The sequence below is a fragment of the Staphylococcus equorum genome (assembly GCF_029531845.1).
GTDB lineage: Bacteria > Bacillota > Bacilli > Staphylococcales > Staphylococcaceae > Staphylococcus > Staphylococcus equorum_C.
This window is the reverse complement of sequence record NZ_JAMBPV010000005.1, coordinates 123,131-142,470: the sequence shown is the minus strand read 5'-3', so window position 1 is coordinate 142,470 and position 19,340 is coordinate 123,131. Positions and strand designations below refer to the sequence as shown.

Sequence of the window (19,340 nt, the reverse complement as noted above, 5' to 3'; positions counted from 1 at the left end):
TGTAAACATTATATACGTTTGTATTGTAGCATAATATGATGTCATTAACATTGACTTTGCCCATTATGCAAACGATAAAACATAACTTTATAGTGAGCGTGTAGAAAAGTCTAAATAGGGTATACAAGTAAGAAATCATAAAATATTCAAAATATATTTTTATACATATTATTATAGAAAAATAGAAAAGTTGCACATTAACTTTTTGAGTATTAATTACTGTATAATGAGAAGTGAATAAGGAGCTGATACAATGACTGTTTACGAGTTTGCTAAAGGTCTCATATTAGAGGCAGGGAATAATGTAAAAAAAATAATGAAAGAAGATATAGAAATAGAAACGAAATCAAATGCTAATGATCTAGTGACGAATGTAGATAAAGCTACAGAAAACTATATTTTTGAAAATATTTTAAAAACATATCCTAATCACCATGTCATTGGTGAAGAAGGTCATGGTCATGATCTAAATAATGTAACAGGTGTTGTGTGGGTAGTGGATCCAATTGATGGCACATTGAATTTTGTTCATCAAAAAGAAAATTTTGCCATTTCTATTGGCATCTATAATGATGGACAGCCTTATGCAGGATTTGTATATGATGTTATGAACGATGCGCTATATCATGCTAAGGCTGGAGAGGGTGCATTCGAGAATGAAAACCGACTTCCTGAAATAAAATCGACGCCTTTAAGTACAAGTATAATCGGTATCAATCCTAATTGGCTAACCAAACCACGTTTAGGAGAATTATTTAAACCTATAGTAGAAGAATCCAGGAGTGCCAGAGCTTATGGTTCAGCTGCTTTAGAAATTATTCATGTCGCAACTGGAAAATTAGCTGGATATATTACACCTAGGTTACAACCTTGGGATTTTGCAGGCGGTCTCATTATCTTAAATGAAGTGGGTGGAAAGGGTACGGATTTAATGGGGGACGCATTATCGATTTATGAACCTAGTTCAATTGTTATGGCGAATAAACAATTGCATGCCGAACTCATTGAACAACATTTTCAAAAAAATAATGAAATCATTGGATTATTGCAACAACGTTTAAAAAATTAATAAATAAAAGATCATTTTAGAAGAAACAACACCCTATGAAAAGCGCCTCAATCCTATTTTTAGAATTGAGACGCTTTTATAGATTGTATATAAAATTTGACTCGATTATAGCCAATCGTTTTCGCGATATTTCTTTTTTAAAGTGAAACCGTAACCAAATGTTGCAATGAATAATATAAGTGTTAAAATCATCAATGGAACATTTGTTGCAGCTAAACTAAAGCTAAATAAAAGCAAGAATACTACAGCTACTACAGCAAGTACCCAGAATATTGCTTTCGATTTTTTTTGTTGCATACTACCACACCTTTATAGTTTTCTTTAACCAATTATATGATATAATAAAAAAGTTGCAAAGAAAAGTGGGAATTTACTCGAGAAAGGAATTTGTATAAATGACTAATAGAAGAGAAGACGTTCGTAATATAGCAATCATCGCTCACGTTGACCATGGTAAAACAACACTAGTAGATGAGTTATTAAAACAATCAGGAATATTCCGTGAAAATGAACAAGTAGATGAAAGAGCAATGGACTCTAACGATATTGAGAGAGAACGTGGTATCACAATCCTTGCTAAAAACACAGCAGTTAATTATAAAGACAATCGAATTAATATTTTAGATACACCAGGACATGCTGACTTCGGTGGAGAAGTAGAGCGTATCATGAAAATGGTTGATGGTGTTGTACTTGTAGTAGATGCTTATGAAGGAACGATGCCACAAACACGTTTCGTATTGAAAAAAGCATTGGAGCAAAACTTAAAACCAGTTGTAGTTGTAAATAAAATTGATAAACCAGAAGCTCGTGCTGAAGGCGTAGTAGATGAAGTATTAGACCTATTTATCGAGTTAGAGGCTTCTGACGAACAATTAGATTTCCCAGTTGTTTACGCTTCAGCTGTTAATGGTACTGCAAGTTTAGATGCAGAAACACAAGATGAAAACATGCAATCTTTATACGAGACAATTATCGATTATGTGCCAGCACCTGTTGATAATAGAGACGAGCCACTACAATTCCAAATTGCACTATTAGACTATAGTGACTATCTAGGTCGTATTGGTGTAGGACGTGTGTTCCGAGGAACAATGCGTGTAGGTGACAGTGTATCTTTAATTAAATTAGATGGTACTGTTAAAAACTTCCGTGTAACAAAAATCTTTGGTTTCTTCGGATTAAAACGTGAAGAAGTTGAAGAAGCATATGCTGGCGATTTAATTGCAGTATCAGGAATGGAAGATATTAACGTTGGTGAAACAGTAACGCCAAGTGATCACCAAGATGCACTTCCTGTATTAAGAATTGATGAACCAACACTTGAAATGACATTTAGAGTTAACAATTCGCCATTTGCAGGCCGTGAAGGTGATTATGTAACGTCTCGTCAAATTCAAGAACGTCTTGATCAACAATTAGAAACAGACGTTTCATTAAAAGTTACGCCTACTGAAACTCCAGATAAATGGATTGTTGCAGGTCGTGGAGAATTACATTTATCAATCTTAATAGAGAACATGAGACGTGAAGGCTTTGAATTACAAGTGTCTAAACCTCAAGTTATTTTAAAAGACATTGATGGTGTGAAATGTGAACCGTTTGAACGTGTACAATGTGAAGTACCACAAGAATATACAGGTCCTGTAATCGAGTCATTAGGCCAACGTAAAGGTGAAATGCTTGATATGGTTACAACAGATAATGGCTTAACTCGTATTATCTTTATGGTTCCTGCTCGTGGTTTAATTGGTTATACTACAGAATTTATGTCTCAAACACGTGGTTATGGTATTATTAACCATACATTTGACGAATTTAGACCACGTGTTAAAGGCCGTATCGGTGGCAGAAGAAATGGTGCACTTGTATCAATGGATCAAGGGAAAGCTAGTGCTTATGCAATTATGGGCTTAGAAGACCGTGGTACAAACTTCATGGAACCTGGTACTGAAGTATATGAAGGTATGGTTGTTGGTGAACATAACCGTGATAATGACTTAACAGTTAACGTTACGAAAGAAAAGAACCAAACAAACGTACGTTCTGCTAATAAAGACCAAACTGTAAGTATGAAACGCCCAAGAATTTTAACTTTAGAAGAAGCATTACAATTTATCAATGACGATGAACTTGTAGAAGTTACACCAGAAAATATTCGTATTAGAAAAACAGTGCTAGAAAAATCAGCACGTGAAAAAGAATCTAAACGTGTTAAACAAATGATGCAAGATAATGAATAATTAAATAAGATTTAATTTGAGAACCAAGCTAGAGAATATTGTCTAGCTTGGTTCTTTGTTTTAGAATTAGTGCTTAAGATGACGTGATTAAGAAATAGATATAGAGTAATAAAAATTAAATATATATTGTTATTAACTGCATTTGTACTTAATGCTTTATAACATACAAAAATAGCTAATCATTTAAAAATTTGAGCAACATTTTAGTTACGGCTCATAATTATTGAACAATTAGCTATTATAAAATTAGTTTATTAAATTGATGTGATATAAAACTTTATGTTAAAGATGATTAAAAGTTGTTACTTGATTACGTTGTTTAGGTGTATCAAGTCTACTTTTACACTCATCACACATAAATGTGTGCATTGGATCATTTCTGAGTCTTTTTGCTTCTAATGTATTTTGATCGATAAATACTTCCATATCACAAATAATACATTGAACTTTTTTCATACTTAGATCACCTCAATATGAGTAACATATGCAAATTCGTGAGAATAACCTTCATTTGGAACGTAAACAAAGCTATCTACGCTATAGTCATCATATAATCTTTTACCGTCTTTAGCGAATTGGAAAAAGAGGTAAGGTAACAAATCAATTGGAACTTCGATGGCATTATTTTCATTATATAAACGGATGGCTTTAGCAGAATCATGTGGTTCAGCGTTTTTGAAAAATGGTGTCATATTGATAACAAATGATTGTTCTAATACTGCACGTCTTTTATATTTTATTTCAGAATTTAATGTTGGTGGATTGGTTTGACCTTCCAAAATTGCACGATTCCATTCACGGTTATCGTCAAAATTGATTGGTTTTGTCCCGTCGAATACACCTTTTTCTAAATCTTCAATTTGTACTTTTCTATCATCAAAAATCCACGTTGTACTATCTAACGTTATTGGAAATTTGACTGCGCCCTTAATTTGAATCATAATCCCACTCCTATTGGTATATCTTATATATCTTTATAACAAAAATATGTAAAAATGAATTTTTTGTGAACGTTTCTTCACTTGTAAGTGAACATTTCGTATACGCATTGTACTATGAAATTTGTGTTGAAATAAAACGTTTTCACAACAGCTACAAGCAAGTTGACGATTCTGTAAATAAATATATCTGAAATAAAGATTTCTTTAATATTAATATTATCACAAATAACATGGTTTAGTATATTAAGGAATTCACTTGCTTTTTACGAATCAGTAAGATACACTTCTACATATAAAGTTACAATTGATAGGGGGGGAGTATGTCTTGGTAAAAAATCAAAAAATGAACAGTGCGGCATATGACCAGTTGAATAAAGATGCTGATAGGATTCTCCAACTTATAAAAGTACAAATGGATAATCTTACGTTACCTCAATGCCCGTTATATGAAGAAGTACTCGATACTCAAATGTTTGGATTGCAAAAAGAAGTGGATTTTGCTGTTGAACTTGGTTTAGTCGATAGAGAAGTGGGCAAAGATTTAATGTTACGATTAGAAAAAGAACTTTCTAAATTGCATGACGCATTTACTAATGTTTAATATGGTTAAATAAATAAATTTTTGGGCTGGAAAGATTTCAATCAGCTTTGAAAATACACACAACTTGTATAAGTAGTATCTTTAAAACTACATAACATATTTCGGAGTGGCTGGGACATCAATATATTGTTGATTGCATCGCAGCCATTTTTCTTTTTTTAAAATAGAAAATGAAGAAATTAATAATTAAAATAATGGAATTTAGTGTTATATTTGTTCGAAATACCATAGTGATGTTTGATATAATGTTAAAAGTGTAATTTATTTTTTATGCAACAGACCCAATATCTTAAGGCGATTTACAACAATAAATATCGTTTTAATGTTACGAATTTGAGCTGGTAATGATAAATGATATTAATAATTAGAATTGGATGATATGTCAAATGAATAACATAAAACAATTTTTTCGGTATATTGGTAGAAATGCCAAATATATAGACTATCCGTTAGTAATTACATATATATTATTATGTCTAATAGGCTTGGTAATGGTATATAGTGCAAGTATGGTTGCAGCTACAAAAGGTTCATTGACAGGAGGCGTTCCAGTAACTGGGACCTACTTTTATACAAGACAATTAATGTATGTAATCATGAGTTTAATACTTGTCTTTTTTATGGCATTCTTTATGAATGTCAAATTCCTTGAATCCATCAGATTTCAGAAATGGATGATGATGGTAATAGTTGGTTTACTTGTGGCCACTTTACTTGTAGGAAGTAATATCAATGGTTCAAAAAGTTGGATCAATTTAGGTTTTATGAATCTACAAGCTTCGGAACTATTGAAAATTGCAATAATTGTTTATATACCTTATATGATAGAAAAGAAACGGCCAAAAGTTTTTAAAGAACCAAAACTATTAGCATCACCGATTATTTTGGCATCTCTTTGTATAGCGCTTGTGCTTTTACAAAGAGATGTAGGACAAACACTATTAATCTTAATTATCTTCTTTTCAATCATATTCTATGCAGGAATTGGAGTTCAAAAATCACTTAAATATGGGTTGATGATTTTGTTCGGTGTCATTATCATAGGCTCGCTATTCCTACTATTAGGATTAGTTCCAGACTACTTGACTGCCCGTTTTAGCACATTAACAAATCCGTTTAGTAATGAAGAAGGTACTGGGTATCATATTTCTAACTCCTTGATTGCAATCGGAAATGGTGGGCTGTTTGGACGTGGATTAGGCAATAGTATTATGAAATTAGGATACTTACCAGAACCACATACTGATTTTATCTTTTCAATTATTGCAGAAGAACTAGGTTTGATAGGTGGCATCGTCGTTATTTGCTTACTATTCTTTATAGTTTATAGAGCATTTGAACTTGCAAATAAAACCAACTCTTATTTCTACAAATTAGTTTGTGTAGGTATTGCAAGTTATATCGGTAGTCAAACGTTTGTTAACTTAGGTGGTATTTCAGGTACAATACCGTTAACAGGTGTGCCATTACCATTCATAAGTTTTGGTGGTTCTTCAATGATTAGTTTAAGTATCGCAATGGGATTATTGCTAATTACAGCGAAACAAATTAAAATCGAAGAATTAAGAAAGAAAAAAGCAAATAAAATTAACAATAATATAGGAGTCTCTAGAAGATCATAAGTTATTTAAATATGGTAGTTATGATATAAAAAATGTAATTTGTAAAAGCAAACGTTACAACAGTAAAATGTTGAAAACGTTTGCTTATTTTTATAATTAGGCATCTTAATTTTGAAAAACTTAGTGTTTTTAAAGTTAATGATAATAAAAAGTTATCGGTTTTGATAATTTTTTATTATACTATAGCTATGATATAAATTCTTGAAAATGCGCGTATACTACAGTGTTTAGAGACTATCATTTACAGTTAAAATTTTATCTATAAGCAATTGCAATTCAACAGTTTAAGTAGTGTTTCTGAAAATAACGCACAAACTTTTATTTGTATACATTGTTCGCATTTTGCTATAATGGTTTCTATATCAAACTTTTTAGAAAATTCAAATTTTAAGGGGGACCATGTTGTGAAAAAAATAAATAAACTTATGGTAGCCAATCGTGGAGAAATAGCAATAAGGATTTTTAGAGCAGCAACTGAGTTAAATGTACAAACAGTTGCGATTTATTCAAATGAAGATAAAGGGTCTTTACATAGATATAAAGCAGATGAATCATACTTAGTAGGCGAAGATTTAGGTCCTGCAGAATCATATTTAGATATTGAACGCATTTTAGAAGTGGCAAAACGTGCCGATGTAGATGCAATTCATCCTGGTTATGGTTTTTTAAGTGAAAATGAAACATTTGCACGCAGATGTCAGGAAGAAGGCATCAAATTTATTGGGCCACGTGTTGAGCATTTAGACATGTTTGGGGATAAAGTTAAAGCAAGATCAACAGCAATCAAAGCAGATTTAACAGTTATCCCAGGTACTGATGGACCTATTGATAATCAAAAAGATGCTATAGCTTTTGCAAACGAAGCAGGCTATCCACTTATGATTAAAGCAACAAGTGGTGGCGGCGGTAAAGGTATGCGTATTGTTCATGCAGAAGATGAATTAGAAGACGCATTCCACCGTGCTAAGTCTGAAGCTGAAAAATCATTCGGTAACAGTGAAGTATATATTGAAAAATATATCGATAATCCAAAACATATAGAAGTTCAAATTATCGGTGATGAACATGGGAATATCGTACACTTATATGAACGTGATTGCTCTGTACAACGACGTCATCAAAAAGTAGTGGAAGTAGCGCCTTCTGTTGCGCTGTCTGATGATTTAAGAGAACGTATTTCTGATGCTGCAATCCAACTCATGGAAAATATAGCGTACGTTAACGCAGGTACTGTAGAATTCTTAGTATCAGGCGATGAGTTCTATTTCATAGAAGTGAACCCACGTGTCCAAGTTGAACACACAATTACTGAAATGATTACAGGCGTGGATATTGTAAAAACACAAATACTTGTAGCAGACGGAGAAGTATTATTTGATGATGAAATTAGTATGCCAAAACAAGAAGATATTCAAACGTTAGGATACGCTATACAATGTCGTATCACTACTGAAGATCCTACAAATGATTTCATGCCTGATACAGGTAGAATCATAGCTTATCGTTCAAGTGGTGGCTTCGGGGTTAGATTAGACGCTGGTGATGGTTTCCAAGGTGCTGAGATTTCACCTTATTATGATTCATTACTCGTGAAACTATCTACTCATGCGATGTCGTTTAAACAAGCAAATGAAAAAATGGATCGTTCATTACAAGAAATGAGAATACGTGGCGTTAAAACCAACGTGCCATTCTTGATTAATGTGATGAGGCATGAACAATTTAAAACTGGCGATTATACAACGAAATTTATCGAAAAAACGCCAGAACTTTTTGATATAGCACCAACACTTGACCGTGGTACAAAAACACTAGAATATATAGGTAATGTTTCAATTAATGGTTTCCCGAATGTCGAAAAACGACCAAAACCGATTTATGAAGCATCTCCAATTCCCAAGATTGGTAAAAAAGAAGTTGATCAATTAGAAGGTACTAAGCAACTATTAGACGCACAAGGGCCTAAAGCAGTTGCAGATTGGTTAAAACAACAAGAAGATGTATTAATTACAGACACAACATTTAGAGACGCACATCAATCCTTACTTGCTACTCGTGTACGTACGAAAGATATGATGAACATCGCTTCTAAAACTGCGGATGTAATGAAAGATAGCTTTTCATTAGAAATGTGGGGCGGTGCAACTTTCGATGTCGCATTTAACTTCTTAAAAGAAAATCCGTGGGAAAGATTGGAAAGATTAAGAACTGCTGTCCCAAATGTACTATTCCAAATGTTACTACGCGCTTCTAATGCAGTTGGTTATAAAAACTATCCAGACAACGTAATCAAAAAATTTGTCAAAGAGAGTGCAGATGCTGGTATTGATGTATTCCGTATATTTGATTCATTAAACTGGGTAGATCAAATGAAAGTAGCGAACGAAGCAGTACAAGAAGCAGGTAAAATTTCAGAAGGTGCAATTTGTTATACAGGCGATATTTTGAATCCGAATCGCTCTGACCTATATACATTAGAATACTATGTGAATATGGCAAAAGAACTTGAAAGAGAAGGCTTCCACATTTTAGCAATTAAAGACATGGCCGGCTTATTGAAACCTAAAGCTGCGAACGAGTTAATTGGAGAACTAAAAGCTGCGGTAGATTTACCTATTCATTTGCATACACATGATACAAGTGGCAATGGTATACTTGTTTACAAACAAGCGATAGATGCTGGCGTAGATGTCATTGATACTGCTGTAGCGTCAATGAGTGGCTTAACAAGTCAACCAAGTTCAAATTCGTTATACTATGCATTAAACGGTTTTGGTAGAAATGTGCGTGCGGATATTGATGGCATGGAAGAATTATCTCATTATTGGGGCACAGTGCGTCAGTATTACAGTGATTTTGAAAGTGATATTAAATCACCTAATACTGAAATTTATCAACATGAAATGCCAGGTGGACAATACTCAAACCTAAGTCAACAAGCTAAAAGTTTAGGTCTAGGCAACAGATTTAATGAAGTGAAAGAAATGTACAAACGTGTCAATTTCTTATTTGGCGATATTGTAAAAGTAACACCTTCTTCTAAAGTGGTAGGTGACATGGCTTTATACATGGTACAAAATGATTTAGATGAACAATCTATCATTGATGATGGTTATAAATTAGACTTCCCTGAATCTGTTGTATCATTCTTTAAAGGGGAAATTGGCCAACCAGTAAGTGGCTTTAATAAACAATTGCAAAAAATCATCTTAAAAGGTCAAACAGCTTTAACAGATAGACCTGGTGAATATTTAGAGCCTGTAGATTTTGAGGTGGTAAGAAAAGAATTAGAAGAGAAACAAGAAAGAGAAGTTACAGAACAAGATATAATCAGTTATGTGTTATATCCAAAAGTTTATGAACAGTTTATCTCAACACGAGAAGAATTTGGCAATGTGTCATTATTAGATACGCCAACATTCTTCTTCGGTATGAGAGCTAACGAGACTGTAGAAATTGAAATTGATACAGGTAAGAGACTGATTATTACACTTAAAACAATTACAGAACCTGACGAAAAAGGAATTCGTACAATTTTCTATGATATGAATGGTCAAGCACGTCGTATCTTTATTCAAGATGAAAACGTCAAGGCAAGTGAAAGTGTGAAACCAAAAGCGGATAAATTAAATCCAAATCATATCGGTGCTCAGATGCCAGGTTCAGTTACTGAAGTGAAAATTTCAGAAGGAGAATCTGTTACGAGTGGCCAAGCTTTATTAATTACAGAAGCCATGAAAATGGAAACAACAATTCAATCACCATTCGATGGTGTGGTTAAGAAAGTTACAGTTCAAAGTGGAGAAGCAATCCAAACAGGTGACTTATTAATTGAAATTGAAAAAGAACCAGTAGATTAAACTAATTATGTTACAAATAAACCGCCGTCAGTTTTTCTTAAAGAGGAATCTGACGGCGGTTTTATATTGTAATGAAATTTAATAGCGCAGTGTGGTTCTAAGTGCGCGCTTTCCGCGGGCACAGTCTCGTAGATATCAGACCAAAGCGCTGCCATTTTTAAATCAAAACAATATAACCAATCATTTATCATTATTCGTTAGTTGGGCTTATATAAAGAAAAATACAAATAACAATGAATATATAACTGAATTAATGAAAAGAGCGTCTCTTTATTTCCAAAAACGATTAGATAATGAAATTAATGAACTAAGATTGTTTCAAATAAAGAATAACTATAAAAAAACCAAATGCTCTTGCAGCATTTGGTTTGTCTATGTTCTTTTTCTGTTTACTAACTATTAAAAAATTATTTAACCGCCACTTCGAATCGTTCGTAGCATTAGTACTATAAAGTAGGCTATTAAGCCAAACAATATGGTAATAAATAGCGCATGTAACAAAGCAATAAATAGATTAACATTTGTCATCATAGATAAAGCACCTGTAATAACTTGTAAAACTACTAAGACAAAGGCAGCTGTATAACCAAATCGAATTGTACGATTATGGCTATAATTTTTTACAGCGTGGATAAATGTAAGTAATATCCAGATGAAAGCAATTAAAGCCATACCTCTATGTGTAAAGTTTACCCAGTCTTGCACATTATGCGGTATGATATCATCGAATGGCAATGGCCATTTACCATATGCCAAGCTGGCTTCTTTGTGTCTTACTAGTGCACCAGTGTATATAGTCAAATACACAACAATTGCCATAATCCATGTATAAATTCTTAATGGCTTTCTGATAAATAGTTCATCGGCTTCATATTTTCGATCAATTTCAAAAATAATTAAAGTTAAGATAAACACTGATGAGAATGAAATCAATGAAATACCAAAGTGTAAAGCCAATGTGTATGAATTTTGTTGCCAAATTACTGCTGCTGCACCTACAAGCGCTTGGATAACTAAGAACCCAACACTTATAATACTTAAAGGTTTTACTTCTTTAATATGACCAATATGTTTCCAAGCAACTATAGCTAACCATAATACAATAAGTAATGATAAGCCTGAAACTGCACGGTGACTTAATTCAATCAACGTTTGAATTGGTAAATTTTGAGGTAAAAATGCACCATGACATAATGGCCAGTCAGAGCCACATCCATCTGCTGAACCAGTCTTGGTAACTAAGGCACCACCCAATTGAACAAAAGCCATAATGAGTGTTGCTAAAACAGATAACCATTTCAGTTTTTTTTTGCTAAACAAGAATTAACCCCCCACTTATATGTAAAACTCTTGAGACATTAAATTACATTCAGTTGTAACATCATTTGTCGTAATTATTGTAATTATTAATCTCGAAAAGACATACTTATAAAATTTAAATAAATCTTAACTAACATTATAACAAGAAATATAGATTAAATTGTGTCACAAAAATGACTATTTGTGAAAGTCGTTAAAGTGTCACAAATAACTTTACATAAATGTAGTCAATAACACAAATTTAATATATCATTGTATTATATGAAAAAAATAGGAGGGAAATTATGAACAAAGAACAAACTTTGTCACATAATTCTAGTCGTGTAACTTTTAAAGAGTTACAGCAAATCATCAAAATGGGGCTTGTACAAGGAAACTTACTTCCCGCATTTGCTGGTTCATGGCTTGCAATTGTGTTGGCGAATCATTCCTTCCTCTCGTCAATACCACAAATCTTAATGATGTTGGTGGGCTCTACGTTAATTATGGGGGGCGCATGTGCTTTAAATAATTACTATGATCAAGATATTGACAGTATCATGCCAAGTAAACAACAGAGACCAACAGTTAATGAGAGAATCTCAGATAGAAATTTATTGATTCTCAGTTTTGGAATGATGCTTATAGGGGAGGCATTACTATTTGCGTTAAACATACCTTCGGGAGTTATTGGCTTAATAGGAATCGTTGGGTATGTTTCATTTTATTCTATTTGGTCTAAACGTCATACGGTTTGGAATACAGTAATTGGTAGTTTTCCAGGTGCAGTGCCACCATTAATTGGTTGGACTGCAATCGAAGGAAACCTTAGTTTGGTAGCAGTAGCACTATTCTTAGTAGTATTCTGTTGGCAACCGGTTCATTTTTATGCGTTAGCAATTAAGCGTAAAGATGAATATTCATTAGCAAATATCCCAATGCTACCATCCGTTAAAGGGTTTAGCCGTACGAGAGTGAGCATGTTTATATGGCTTGTTTTCTTATTACCACTACCATTCTTACTTAGCACTTTAGGCACAACGTTTATTGTGATAGCAACATTGTTGAATTTAGGTTGGGTATACATGTGGTTAACAAGCTTTAAGAAAGATTTAGATCAAACGAAATGGGCAACAAAAATGTTTGTTTATTCATTGAATTATTTAGTAGTATTCTTTGTGCTCGTTGTCGTCGTGTCATTAATTCAAATGTTCTAATAATTAATAATGAGGATGTATTATATGAATTTACCAATTTTACCTACTTTAAGTACAAGTTTTATTATTATTAGTGCTATCTTAGTTGCAATAGGTTGGCGCAAAATTTGGAAAAGAGAAATTGAAAGTCATAAAAAAGTAATGCTTAGTGCGGCATTTTTTGCACTCGCATTCTTCATCATTTATGCTTCGAGAACGATTTTCGTTGGTAATACTGCTTTCGGCGGTCCAGATTCAATGAAAATTTATTACACTATATTCTTAGTATTCCATATCAACTTAGCAACAATTGGCGCAATTTTAGGTGTATCACAAATCATCACGGCCTTTAAAGAGAAATTTAAAGTGCATAGATTTGTCGGTCCAATTGCATCAATTGTATGGTTCTTCACTGCAATCACTGGTGTAGCAGTTTACGCCTTACTTTATGTAATTTATCCTGGTGGAGAAACTACATCGCTAATCAAAGCAACGTTTGGTTTGTAACTAATACTTAACTTACTGTTAGTCATTTTACGAAAAGATTTTCGGCATATAATAAAAATGGTAAGCAATCAAATTTTGATTGCTTACCATTTTTTAGTTACAGTGATATAGTTAATAAACAATAATACTAAAGATTCATTCTAATCATTCAAATATCTTGTTAAATGTTTTGCTGTTACAGAATCTTTAGTATCTAATAAACCTTTTGGTTGTCCTTCATATAGTAATTGTCCGCCTTGTCCACCAGCATAAGGCCCTATATCAATAATCCAGTCGGCATGAGTCATCATCGTTAAATTATGCTCTATAACTACTACTGTGTTGCTGTCATCAATGAGTTGATTAAAACAGTCTAATAAAATAGGTATGTCATCTTCATGTAATCCGGTTGTAGGTTCATCGAAGACAAAAGTGTGGTTGTTTACAGTGCGTGTTAAATATTTACTTAATTTTACACGTTGCACTTCTCCACCTGACAATGTATTTAACGTTTGGCCTAAAGTCATATAATTTAGCCCTGTGGATTTTAAAGCGTTCAAAGGTATTGAAATATTTTGTTTTGAATGAAAAAATTCGATTGCTTCATCTACTGTTAATGCAAGAATATCTGCGATTGAATAACCTGCTATTTTAGCCTCGAGAACTTCTGGTTTATATCTTAGCCCATTACAAACATCACATGTTTGAGTGAAATCTGGCATAAATGCAAGTTCGGTTTTTAAAATGCCCTTACCATGACACTCTGGACAGGCACCTTCAGAATTATAACTAAACATAGATTTTTTTAATCCTGTTTCTTCACTAAAATAGCTTCGTACTTCATCAAATATATTTAAGTAAGTGAGCAGGTTAGAACGACTTGAAGCATGTACAGGTTTTTGATCAATAAAAATCGTGTCTTGTAACTGACCTAACCCTTCATGAATTAAAGAGCTTTTGCCAGAACCTGCAACACCAGTCACTACAGTCATAGCCTGTTCAGGTATTTGAGTTGAAATGTTTTTTAAATTATTACGAGATATATTAGAAAGTTTAATAAAATCTTGGCTTTCCCTAGGTTGTGATTTAAGGTTATGCATTCTACGCAAGGCAACGCCTGTACTCGTAGTTGATTTTAATAAAGCATTATAAGACCCGGTAAATGTAATTTCACCACCATTTTTTCCAGCAAGTGGACCTAAATCTATAACGTGGTCAGCAATACGTATAACATCAGGGTCATGTTCAACGACCAATACAGTATTACCTTTGTCTTTTAAAGATTGTATGATTTCATTTATGCGTTGTATGTCATCAGGATGCAAACCAACACTAGGTTCATCTATAATGTATACTAAATCACTTAAAGGGCTATTAAGATGTCTTATTAATTTAATGCGTTGTGATTCACCACCTGAAAGCGTGGTAGTTTCTCTAGATAAAGTTAAGTAATTTAGGCCAATATAACTTAAAGATTTTAATTGTTGTTGTAGTGGCTCAATAATGACACGCGCTTTATCTGAATGAATGTTTTTAATAAAATCTAACGCTTCATCAATGGATAATTGTGTGAAATCTGCGATGTCAAAGCCATTAATTTTGCATTTTAAAATATCTGGGTGTAATCTTTTTCCATGACATTTTGGACATTCTTTGGAAGTCACGACACGATCTATGGCTTCTCTAAATTTATTTTTTTCAAAATTATCATTAAGTAAAAAAGAACGTCTAAAGCGATGAATTAAACCTTCGAACTTGGCTGTCTTAGGCCAATTATCAGGTGGGTTTTTTAGTTTAGTAGGCTTTGTGTACAGTAATGTATCAAGTTCTTCCTGTGTATAATCTTTCAATTTTTTATCATTATCAAATAAACCTGTATATAAATAACGCTTTCCTCTCCAACTGTCCGGTCTAAAAGAAGGGAAACGTATCGCATCTTCATTTAAAGATTTATTAAAATCTAATAGCTCATTTAAATCTATGTCTTCCACATAGCCGAGGCCTGAGCATGTATCACACATTCCTCTAGGATTGTTAAATGAAAATATATCAGAGTAACCTACAAAAGGTTCTCCGATTCGAGACCATAATAATCTCACTGAAGCATATATATCAGATATCGTACCTACTGTAGAACGCGAATTGCCACCCAGTCGTTTTTGGTTGATAATCATTGCAACTGGTAAGTGTTCGATCAAATCTACTTTTGGTTTTGAATATTGAGTTAATTGATGTTGTATATACGTAGAATATGTCTCGTTTAAAAGACGTTCCGACTCGGCAGCAATTGTGTTAAATACTAATGAAGATTTTCCAGAACCAGAGCGACCAGTAAAAACAGTTATTTTATGCTTTGGTATATCTACAGAAATATCTTTTAAATTATTTTGTTTTGCGCCGTGAATACGAATTGTTGTCATGACTTTCACCTCTCAATTATAACTATACCCAAAAAGGGATGAGGTATCACTTATCTTGTTGAATCGTAAAATGTGTATTTTGAATGGCGTGTGCTAATCTTAACAAAGAATTTACAACGTCATACCTTGCTTGTGACATAATGAAACATGTACAATAAATGAAAGTAAAATATAGGTGGGTGAGCGATGAAAAAACTAATAATTAAAGTTATTGGGGTATTATTATTGATTTGTTTTTTGATTTATCTATTTTACTCACCGCGTTTAAAGTTTGACGTACTCGAAAATCCTAATAAAGATGCTACTAAAACGACTCAAAATAAGGATGCTCAAAAAACTGAGACAAACGCTGAAAACCCGAAACCTAAAACGGGCGTAAGTACGTGGGTTGGTCATAGCTTAGATGAATTAACTGATAAATATGGTCAAGCTGATCGAGTTTATCCATATAAAAATAATTTTAAAAACTATGTATTTAAGCAAAAAGATAAATATTATTTGATTACTACTAAAAAAGGTATCGTTAAGTCTGTTTATGCAACAGGTAAAGCTGCTAATGTAAATCCAATAAAAATACAAAACGATGCGTCACATGTTTTTGAAAAATATAGTATTAATCTAGAACCAACGATTACTGCAAATGGTAAGCAATATGAATTAGAATTATCTGATTCAGATATGAAAACACAAGCATTAATTAAATTTAAAGATATCTATGCTCAAGTCTACATAGATCAACAATCTAATGAAATTGTCGCAGTTAGATATTTAGATAGCGAAGCTCTGGCAGCATTTAAACCATATCAAATGTTATCTACCAAAGAAGATAAAGAGGTTAAAAGTAAATATGGTAATATTACATATGAACAAAACTCAAATCAACTAACAACACTTTACGAAATTACAAATGAAATGAGAAAATTAAAAGATGCTGAACCATTGAAAGTTAATAATCATTTAACCCATATTGCCTCATTTAACTTGTATGAAGCAATTGGTACTGATAGTGTTGAATTTACTGAAGATGCTTTAAAACAGCAACTAAATGAGCAAGAAGTGCCATTTGTATCTGCTAGTCAAAATGTAGGTTATGATTTTAACGAAGTTCCAACTTTAATACATAGTTGGCTTAATTCAGATATTCATAGATCTAGAATGTTAAACTCTAAATATAATGAAATGGGTGGCGAAGTAACGAATGGTTACTACACAATCATTTTTGTTGAAGATAAATAGAAAGGAGATATGTAACGATGATTACTGAAGAAACATTAACAGTGCTTGATGAAATTGAAGCACTTAGTGATAAAATACTTGAATCAAGGTTATATAAAGAATATAAAGAGGCTGAACAACAGTTAGCGGATAATGACGAAGCACATTTACTATACCAAGCATTTTTGAAATCTAAAGATAAATATGATGAAATTATGCGTTTTGGAAAATATCACCCAGATTACCAAACGGTGATGTTAGATACACGTAAACGTAAACGTGCTTATGAAATGTTACCAGTTGTAATGGATTTTAAACAAAAAGAAGTTTTATTACAGGATTTAATAGATGAAGTGATTGTTAAAATTGCATATGCTGTTTCTGAAAATGTAAAAATTGAAACAGGCAATCCATTTTTCCAAAAAGACGCAAGTGGCTGTGCTACAGGTGGATCATGTAGCTGTTCCCTTTAAGTTGAATTTATAGATTTATTAATAATAAATATTGAAAAAGCTGGGACGCCTCATTGAGGTTTCCCAGCTTTATTGTAAAGCATACGTTGTTAGTGATAAGTATGTTTAAATCGTTCTGCTAAATCGGGTCTATCGGTAACAAGCGTATGCGCACCATTAAAAATCAAATCATTCATTAAGTCGAGATTATTCACCCCATAATAACCTGGAATAATATCACGCGTGTTAAGCCATTGAATGAATTTTGGTGAAGTTAGTTTTATACCTTTGAAAGAAACAGGCATTTGGAAAGTGTGTGCACGTGGTTGAAAGGCATTACCTAGGCCTAAATAGAACTTTAAGAAACCTTCTGCAACTTCACTTTGACCTGCACCAATGGCTACTGTGCCATTGCTTATTATATTAAAACGTTCAATTTGTTTACTGTGGAAACTTGTTACTAATACCCGATTTTGAGCATCGTTAGCAACAATATCTTCGTATATAATTTCTGGTACAAGGCGACCATGTTCGCTTTCTGGGTCGTCTTTTAAATCGACATTAATCAATTGATTTGGATATAATTTAAGTAATTCATCAAAAGATAAAACGTAAGCATCTTTGTGACCTTGATAAGGTTTATGCCCGTTTATATCTACAAAATGATATCCTGAATCTAACTGTTTTACCTCTGCTAAAGTATGCTCGGATACTTTACCTGAACCGTTAGTTGTACGATCTACGTCTGCATCATGGAAAACGATAAGCTTTTGATCTTTTGTAAGTCTCACATCTGTTTCAAATCCATCAATACCGTGCGTTACTGCATTATCAAAAGCAAGTTTAGTTTGCTCTGGTCTTACAGCCATGCCACCGCGATGGGCGAATATATATGGTGCAGGTTTAGAAAAGAAAGATGGTATACTTTGATTATTCGGTTTAGTTTTATATTTAGTAATTAAAAACACACTACCGACTAAACCAAGCGTACTTAAAAACCCGCCCTTAATTAATTTATTGATTTTTGTCACGAGCAATCCTCCTCAATTTTGAGTATATAAAGTAATATAGCAAAAGTTTGTGATACATCAAAATAATTGTTATTTATAAAAAGAAAAAGACATGATATTATATAATGGCTAATAATTGGAGTGAAAAAAATGAACACTATAGCTAGAACAAGTTTGATAATTTATTTAAAACATATGAAACACGAAAGACAGGTAAGAAAATTTGGCCATATCGTAAGTGTAAATAGACAGCAACGTTATGTCGTAATGTATATTAATGAAGAAGAAGCGGATCAAATTGTTGAAAAATTAATGAAACTAAAATATGTGAAGAATATTGAAGGGTCACCTTATAAATACTTAAAAAAGGTTTATGAAAAAGAACAGCATGAAATATCTTAATTCAAAAATGAAAGCTTTAATTTTTGTATGTTATCAATAGAAATTTAGCTAATGAAATATGAATCAGTTAAAAAAGCCACAATAGTACAATGAGTGTCTACAGTGGCTTATTTTATTCAATTATTGCAATGGTGGGATCCATCTTTGCAGTCTTAAAACACTGATTAAGTAATTAAAATATAAATCGATATCGTGGAAGGTTTCACTAGGTTGTACATCAACTTCCTTGATATCTACGTGATATAATTTGGCTTGATCATTAATCATTTCAAATTTTTTGTTTGAATTTGGATAGGGATAATTTAAAGCATTAACCATGATATACATAGCTTGGAAATGTTTTTCGCTTGTAGGCTGCATAACAATTGCTACTGAAGAAGGTTTTTTTTCGAAAGTAGAAGTGTGGAAATAAACGATATGGTCGATACGTTTGAAATTATATTCTATTAAAGTGTTAAATTCGAATAAGTCTGTGAGGCCTTCGCCTAATTTTATAAATGATTGTTTCATTATTGTATCCTCCT

At 32.7% G+C, this 19,340-nt stretch carries 17 protein-coding genes; 10 read left to right on the top strand and 7 right to left on the bottom strand.

The window, feature by feature from the left end; translation table 11 throughout:
* The first annotated feature begins 253 nt into the window (after positions 1-253).
* Positions 254-1,069, top strand: a complete 816-nt coding sequence (locus tag M4L39_RS08370) for an inositol monophosphatase family protein (protein WP_277581593.1) — start codon at positions 254-256, stop codon at positions 1,067-1,069.
* A 105-nt stretch (positions 1,070-1,174) separates the two neighbouring features.
* On the opposite strand, the gene M4L39_RS08365 is transcribed toward M4L39_RS08370, so the two are convergent.
* Entirely contained in the window at positions 1,175-1,366 is a 192-nt protein-coding gene (locus M4L39_RS08365; protein ID WP_002507991.1) for a DUF5325 family protein, read from the bottom strand.
* A gap of 98 nt (positions 1,367-1,464) precedes the next feature.
* Here M4L39_RS08365 and typA point away from each other — a divergent pair, with 98 nt between their 5' ends.
* Positions 1,465-3,312 (top strand): translational GTPase TypA, encoded by a 1,848-nt coding sequence (gene typA / locus M4L39_RS08360; protein WP_277581592.1) that lies wholly within the window; start codon positions 1,465-1,467, stop codon positions 3,310-3,312.
* 282 nt (positions 3,313-3,594) lie between these two features.
* On the opposite strand, the gene M4L39_RS08355 is transcribed toward typA, so the two are convergent.
* The gene (locus tag M4L39_RS08355; protein ID WP_277581591.1) at positions 3,595-3,768 is read right to left on the bottom strand and encodes a DUF2197 domain-containing protein; all 174 of its coding nucleotides are present in this window, start codon (positions 3,766-3,768) and stop codon (positions 3,595-3,597) included.
* Positions 3,769-3,770: 2 nt separating this feature from the next.
* Positions 3,771-4,253 carry a hypothetical protein gene (locus tag M4L39_RS08350; RefSeq protein WP_277581590.1) on the bottom strand — a complete coding sequence of 161 codons (483 nt, stop codon included), beginning with the start codon at positions 4,251-4,253 and terminating at the stop codon, positions 3,771-3,773.
* 343 nt (positions 4,254-4,596) lie between these two features.
* On the opposite strand from M4L39_RS08350, the gene M4L39_RS08345 reads away from it, so the two are divergent.
* From M4L39_RS08345 to M4L39_RS08335, 3 genes are all read left to right on the top strand, one after another.
* Positions 4,597-4,854 carry a YlaN family protein gene (locus M4L39_RS08345; RefSeq protein WP_277581589.1) on the top strand — a complete coding sequence of 86 codons (258 nt, stop codon included), beginning with the start codon at positions 4,597-4,599 and terminating at the stop codon, positions 4,852-4,854.
* 386 nt (positions 4,855-5,240) lie between these two features.
* Positions 5,241-6,476, top strand: coding sequence for a cell division peptidoglycan polymerase FtsW (gene ftsW, locus M4L39_RS08340; RefSeq protein WP_277581588.1), 1,236 nt, complete (start codon positions 5,241-5,243; stop codon positions 6,474-6,476).
* A gap of 404 nt (positions 6,477-6,880) precedes the next feature.
* Entirely contained in the window at positions 6,881-10,336 is a 3,456-nt protein-coding gene (locus M4L39_RS08335) for a pyruvate carboxylase (protein ID WP_277581587.1), read from the top strand.
* Between the two features lie 411 nt (positions 10,337-10,747).
* Here the strand turns inward: M4L39_RS08335 and M4L39_RS08330 are convergent, their stop codons facing one another.
* Positions 10,748-11,656 carry a COX15/CtaA family protein gene (locus M4L39_RS08330; RefSeq protein WP_277581586.1) on the bottom strand — a complete coding sequence of 303 codons (909 nt, stop codon included), beginning with the start codon at positions 11,654-11,656 and terminating at the stop codon, positions 10,748-10,750.
* A 284-nt stretch (positions 11,657-11,940) separates the two neighbouring features.
* On the opposite strand from M4L39_RS08330, the gene cyoE reads away from it, so the two are divergent.
* Positions 11,941-12,852: a heme o synthase gene (gene cyoE, locus M4L39_RS08325; RefSeq protein ID WP_277581585.1), complete on the top strand. Its 912-nt coding sequence runs from the start codon at positions 11,941-11,943 to the stop codon at positions 12,850-12,852.
* A gap of 24 nt (positions 12,853-12,876) precedes the next feature.
* Complete coding sequence (locus M4L39_RS08320) at positions 12,877-13,338, top strand: DUF420 domain-containing protein (protein WP_277581584.1); 462 nt, start codon at positions 12,877-12,879, stop codon at positions 13,336-13,338.
* A 140-nt stretch (positions 13,339-13,478) separates the two neighbouring features.
* Here M4L39_RS08320 and M4L39_RS08315 read toward each other — a convergent pair whose 3' ends face one another.
* Positions 13,479-15,737: an excinuclease ABC subunit UvrA gene (locus M4L39_RS08315; protein ID WP_277581583.1), complete on the bottom strand. Its 2,259-nt coding sequence runs from the start codon at positions 15,735-15,737 to the stop codon at positions 13,479-13,481.
* A 186-nt stretch (positions 15,738-15,923) separates the two neighbouring features.
* Here M4L39_RS08315 and M4L39_RS08310 point away from each other — a divergent pair, with 186 nt between their 5' ends.
* Together M4L39_RS08310 and M4L39_RS08305 are read left to right on the top strand one after the other, a co-directional pair.
* Positions 15,924-16,973, top strand: coding sequence for a CAP-associated domain-containing protein (locus M4L39_RS08310; protein WP_277581582.1), 1,050 nt, complete (start codon positions 15,924-15,926; stop codon positions 16,971-16,973).
* A 17-nt stretch (positions 16,974-16,990) separates the two neighbouring features.
* Positions 16,991-17,425, top strand: coding sequence for a YlbF family regulator (locus tag M4L39_RS08305; RefSeq protein ID WP_002507979.1), 435 nt, complete (start codon positions 16,991-16,993; stop codon positions 17,423-17,425).
* An 89-nt stretch (positions 17,426-17,514) separates the two neighbouring features.
* Here the strand turns inward: M4L39_RS08305 and M4L39_RS08300 are convergent, their stop codons facing one another.
* A complete protein-coding gene (locus M4L39_RS08300) occupies positions 17,515-18,435 on the bottom strand; it encodes a glycerophosphodiester phosphodiesterase (RefSeq protein ID WP_277581581.1) in 921 nt (306 codons plus the stop codon).
* Positions 18,436-18,564: 129 nt separating this feature from the next.
* Here M4L39_RS08300 and M4L39_RS08295 point away from each other — a divergent pair, with 129 nt between their 5' ends.
* Positions 18,565-18,816: a YlbG family protein gene (locus tag M4L39_RS08295; RefSeq protein WP_065337752.1), complete on the top strand. Its 252-nt coding sequence runs from the start codon at positions 18,565-18,567 to the stop codon at positions 18,814-18,816.
* A 120-nt stretch (positions 18,817-18,936) separates the two neighbouring features.
* On the opposite strand, the gene M4L39_RS08290 is transcribed toward M4L39_RS08295, so the two are convergent.
* Positions 18,937-19,326, bottom strand: coding sequence for a DUF7147 family protein (locus M4L39_RS08290; protein ID WP_277581580.1), 390 nt, complete (start codon positions 19,324-19,326; stop codon positions 18,937-18,939).
* Between the last annotated feature and the right edge of the window lie 14 nt (positions 19,327-19,340).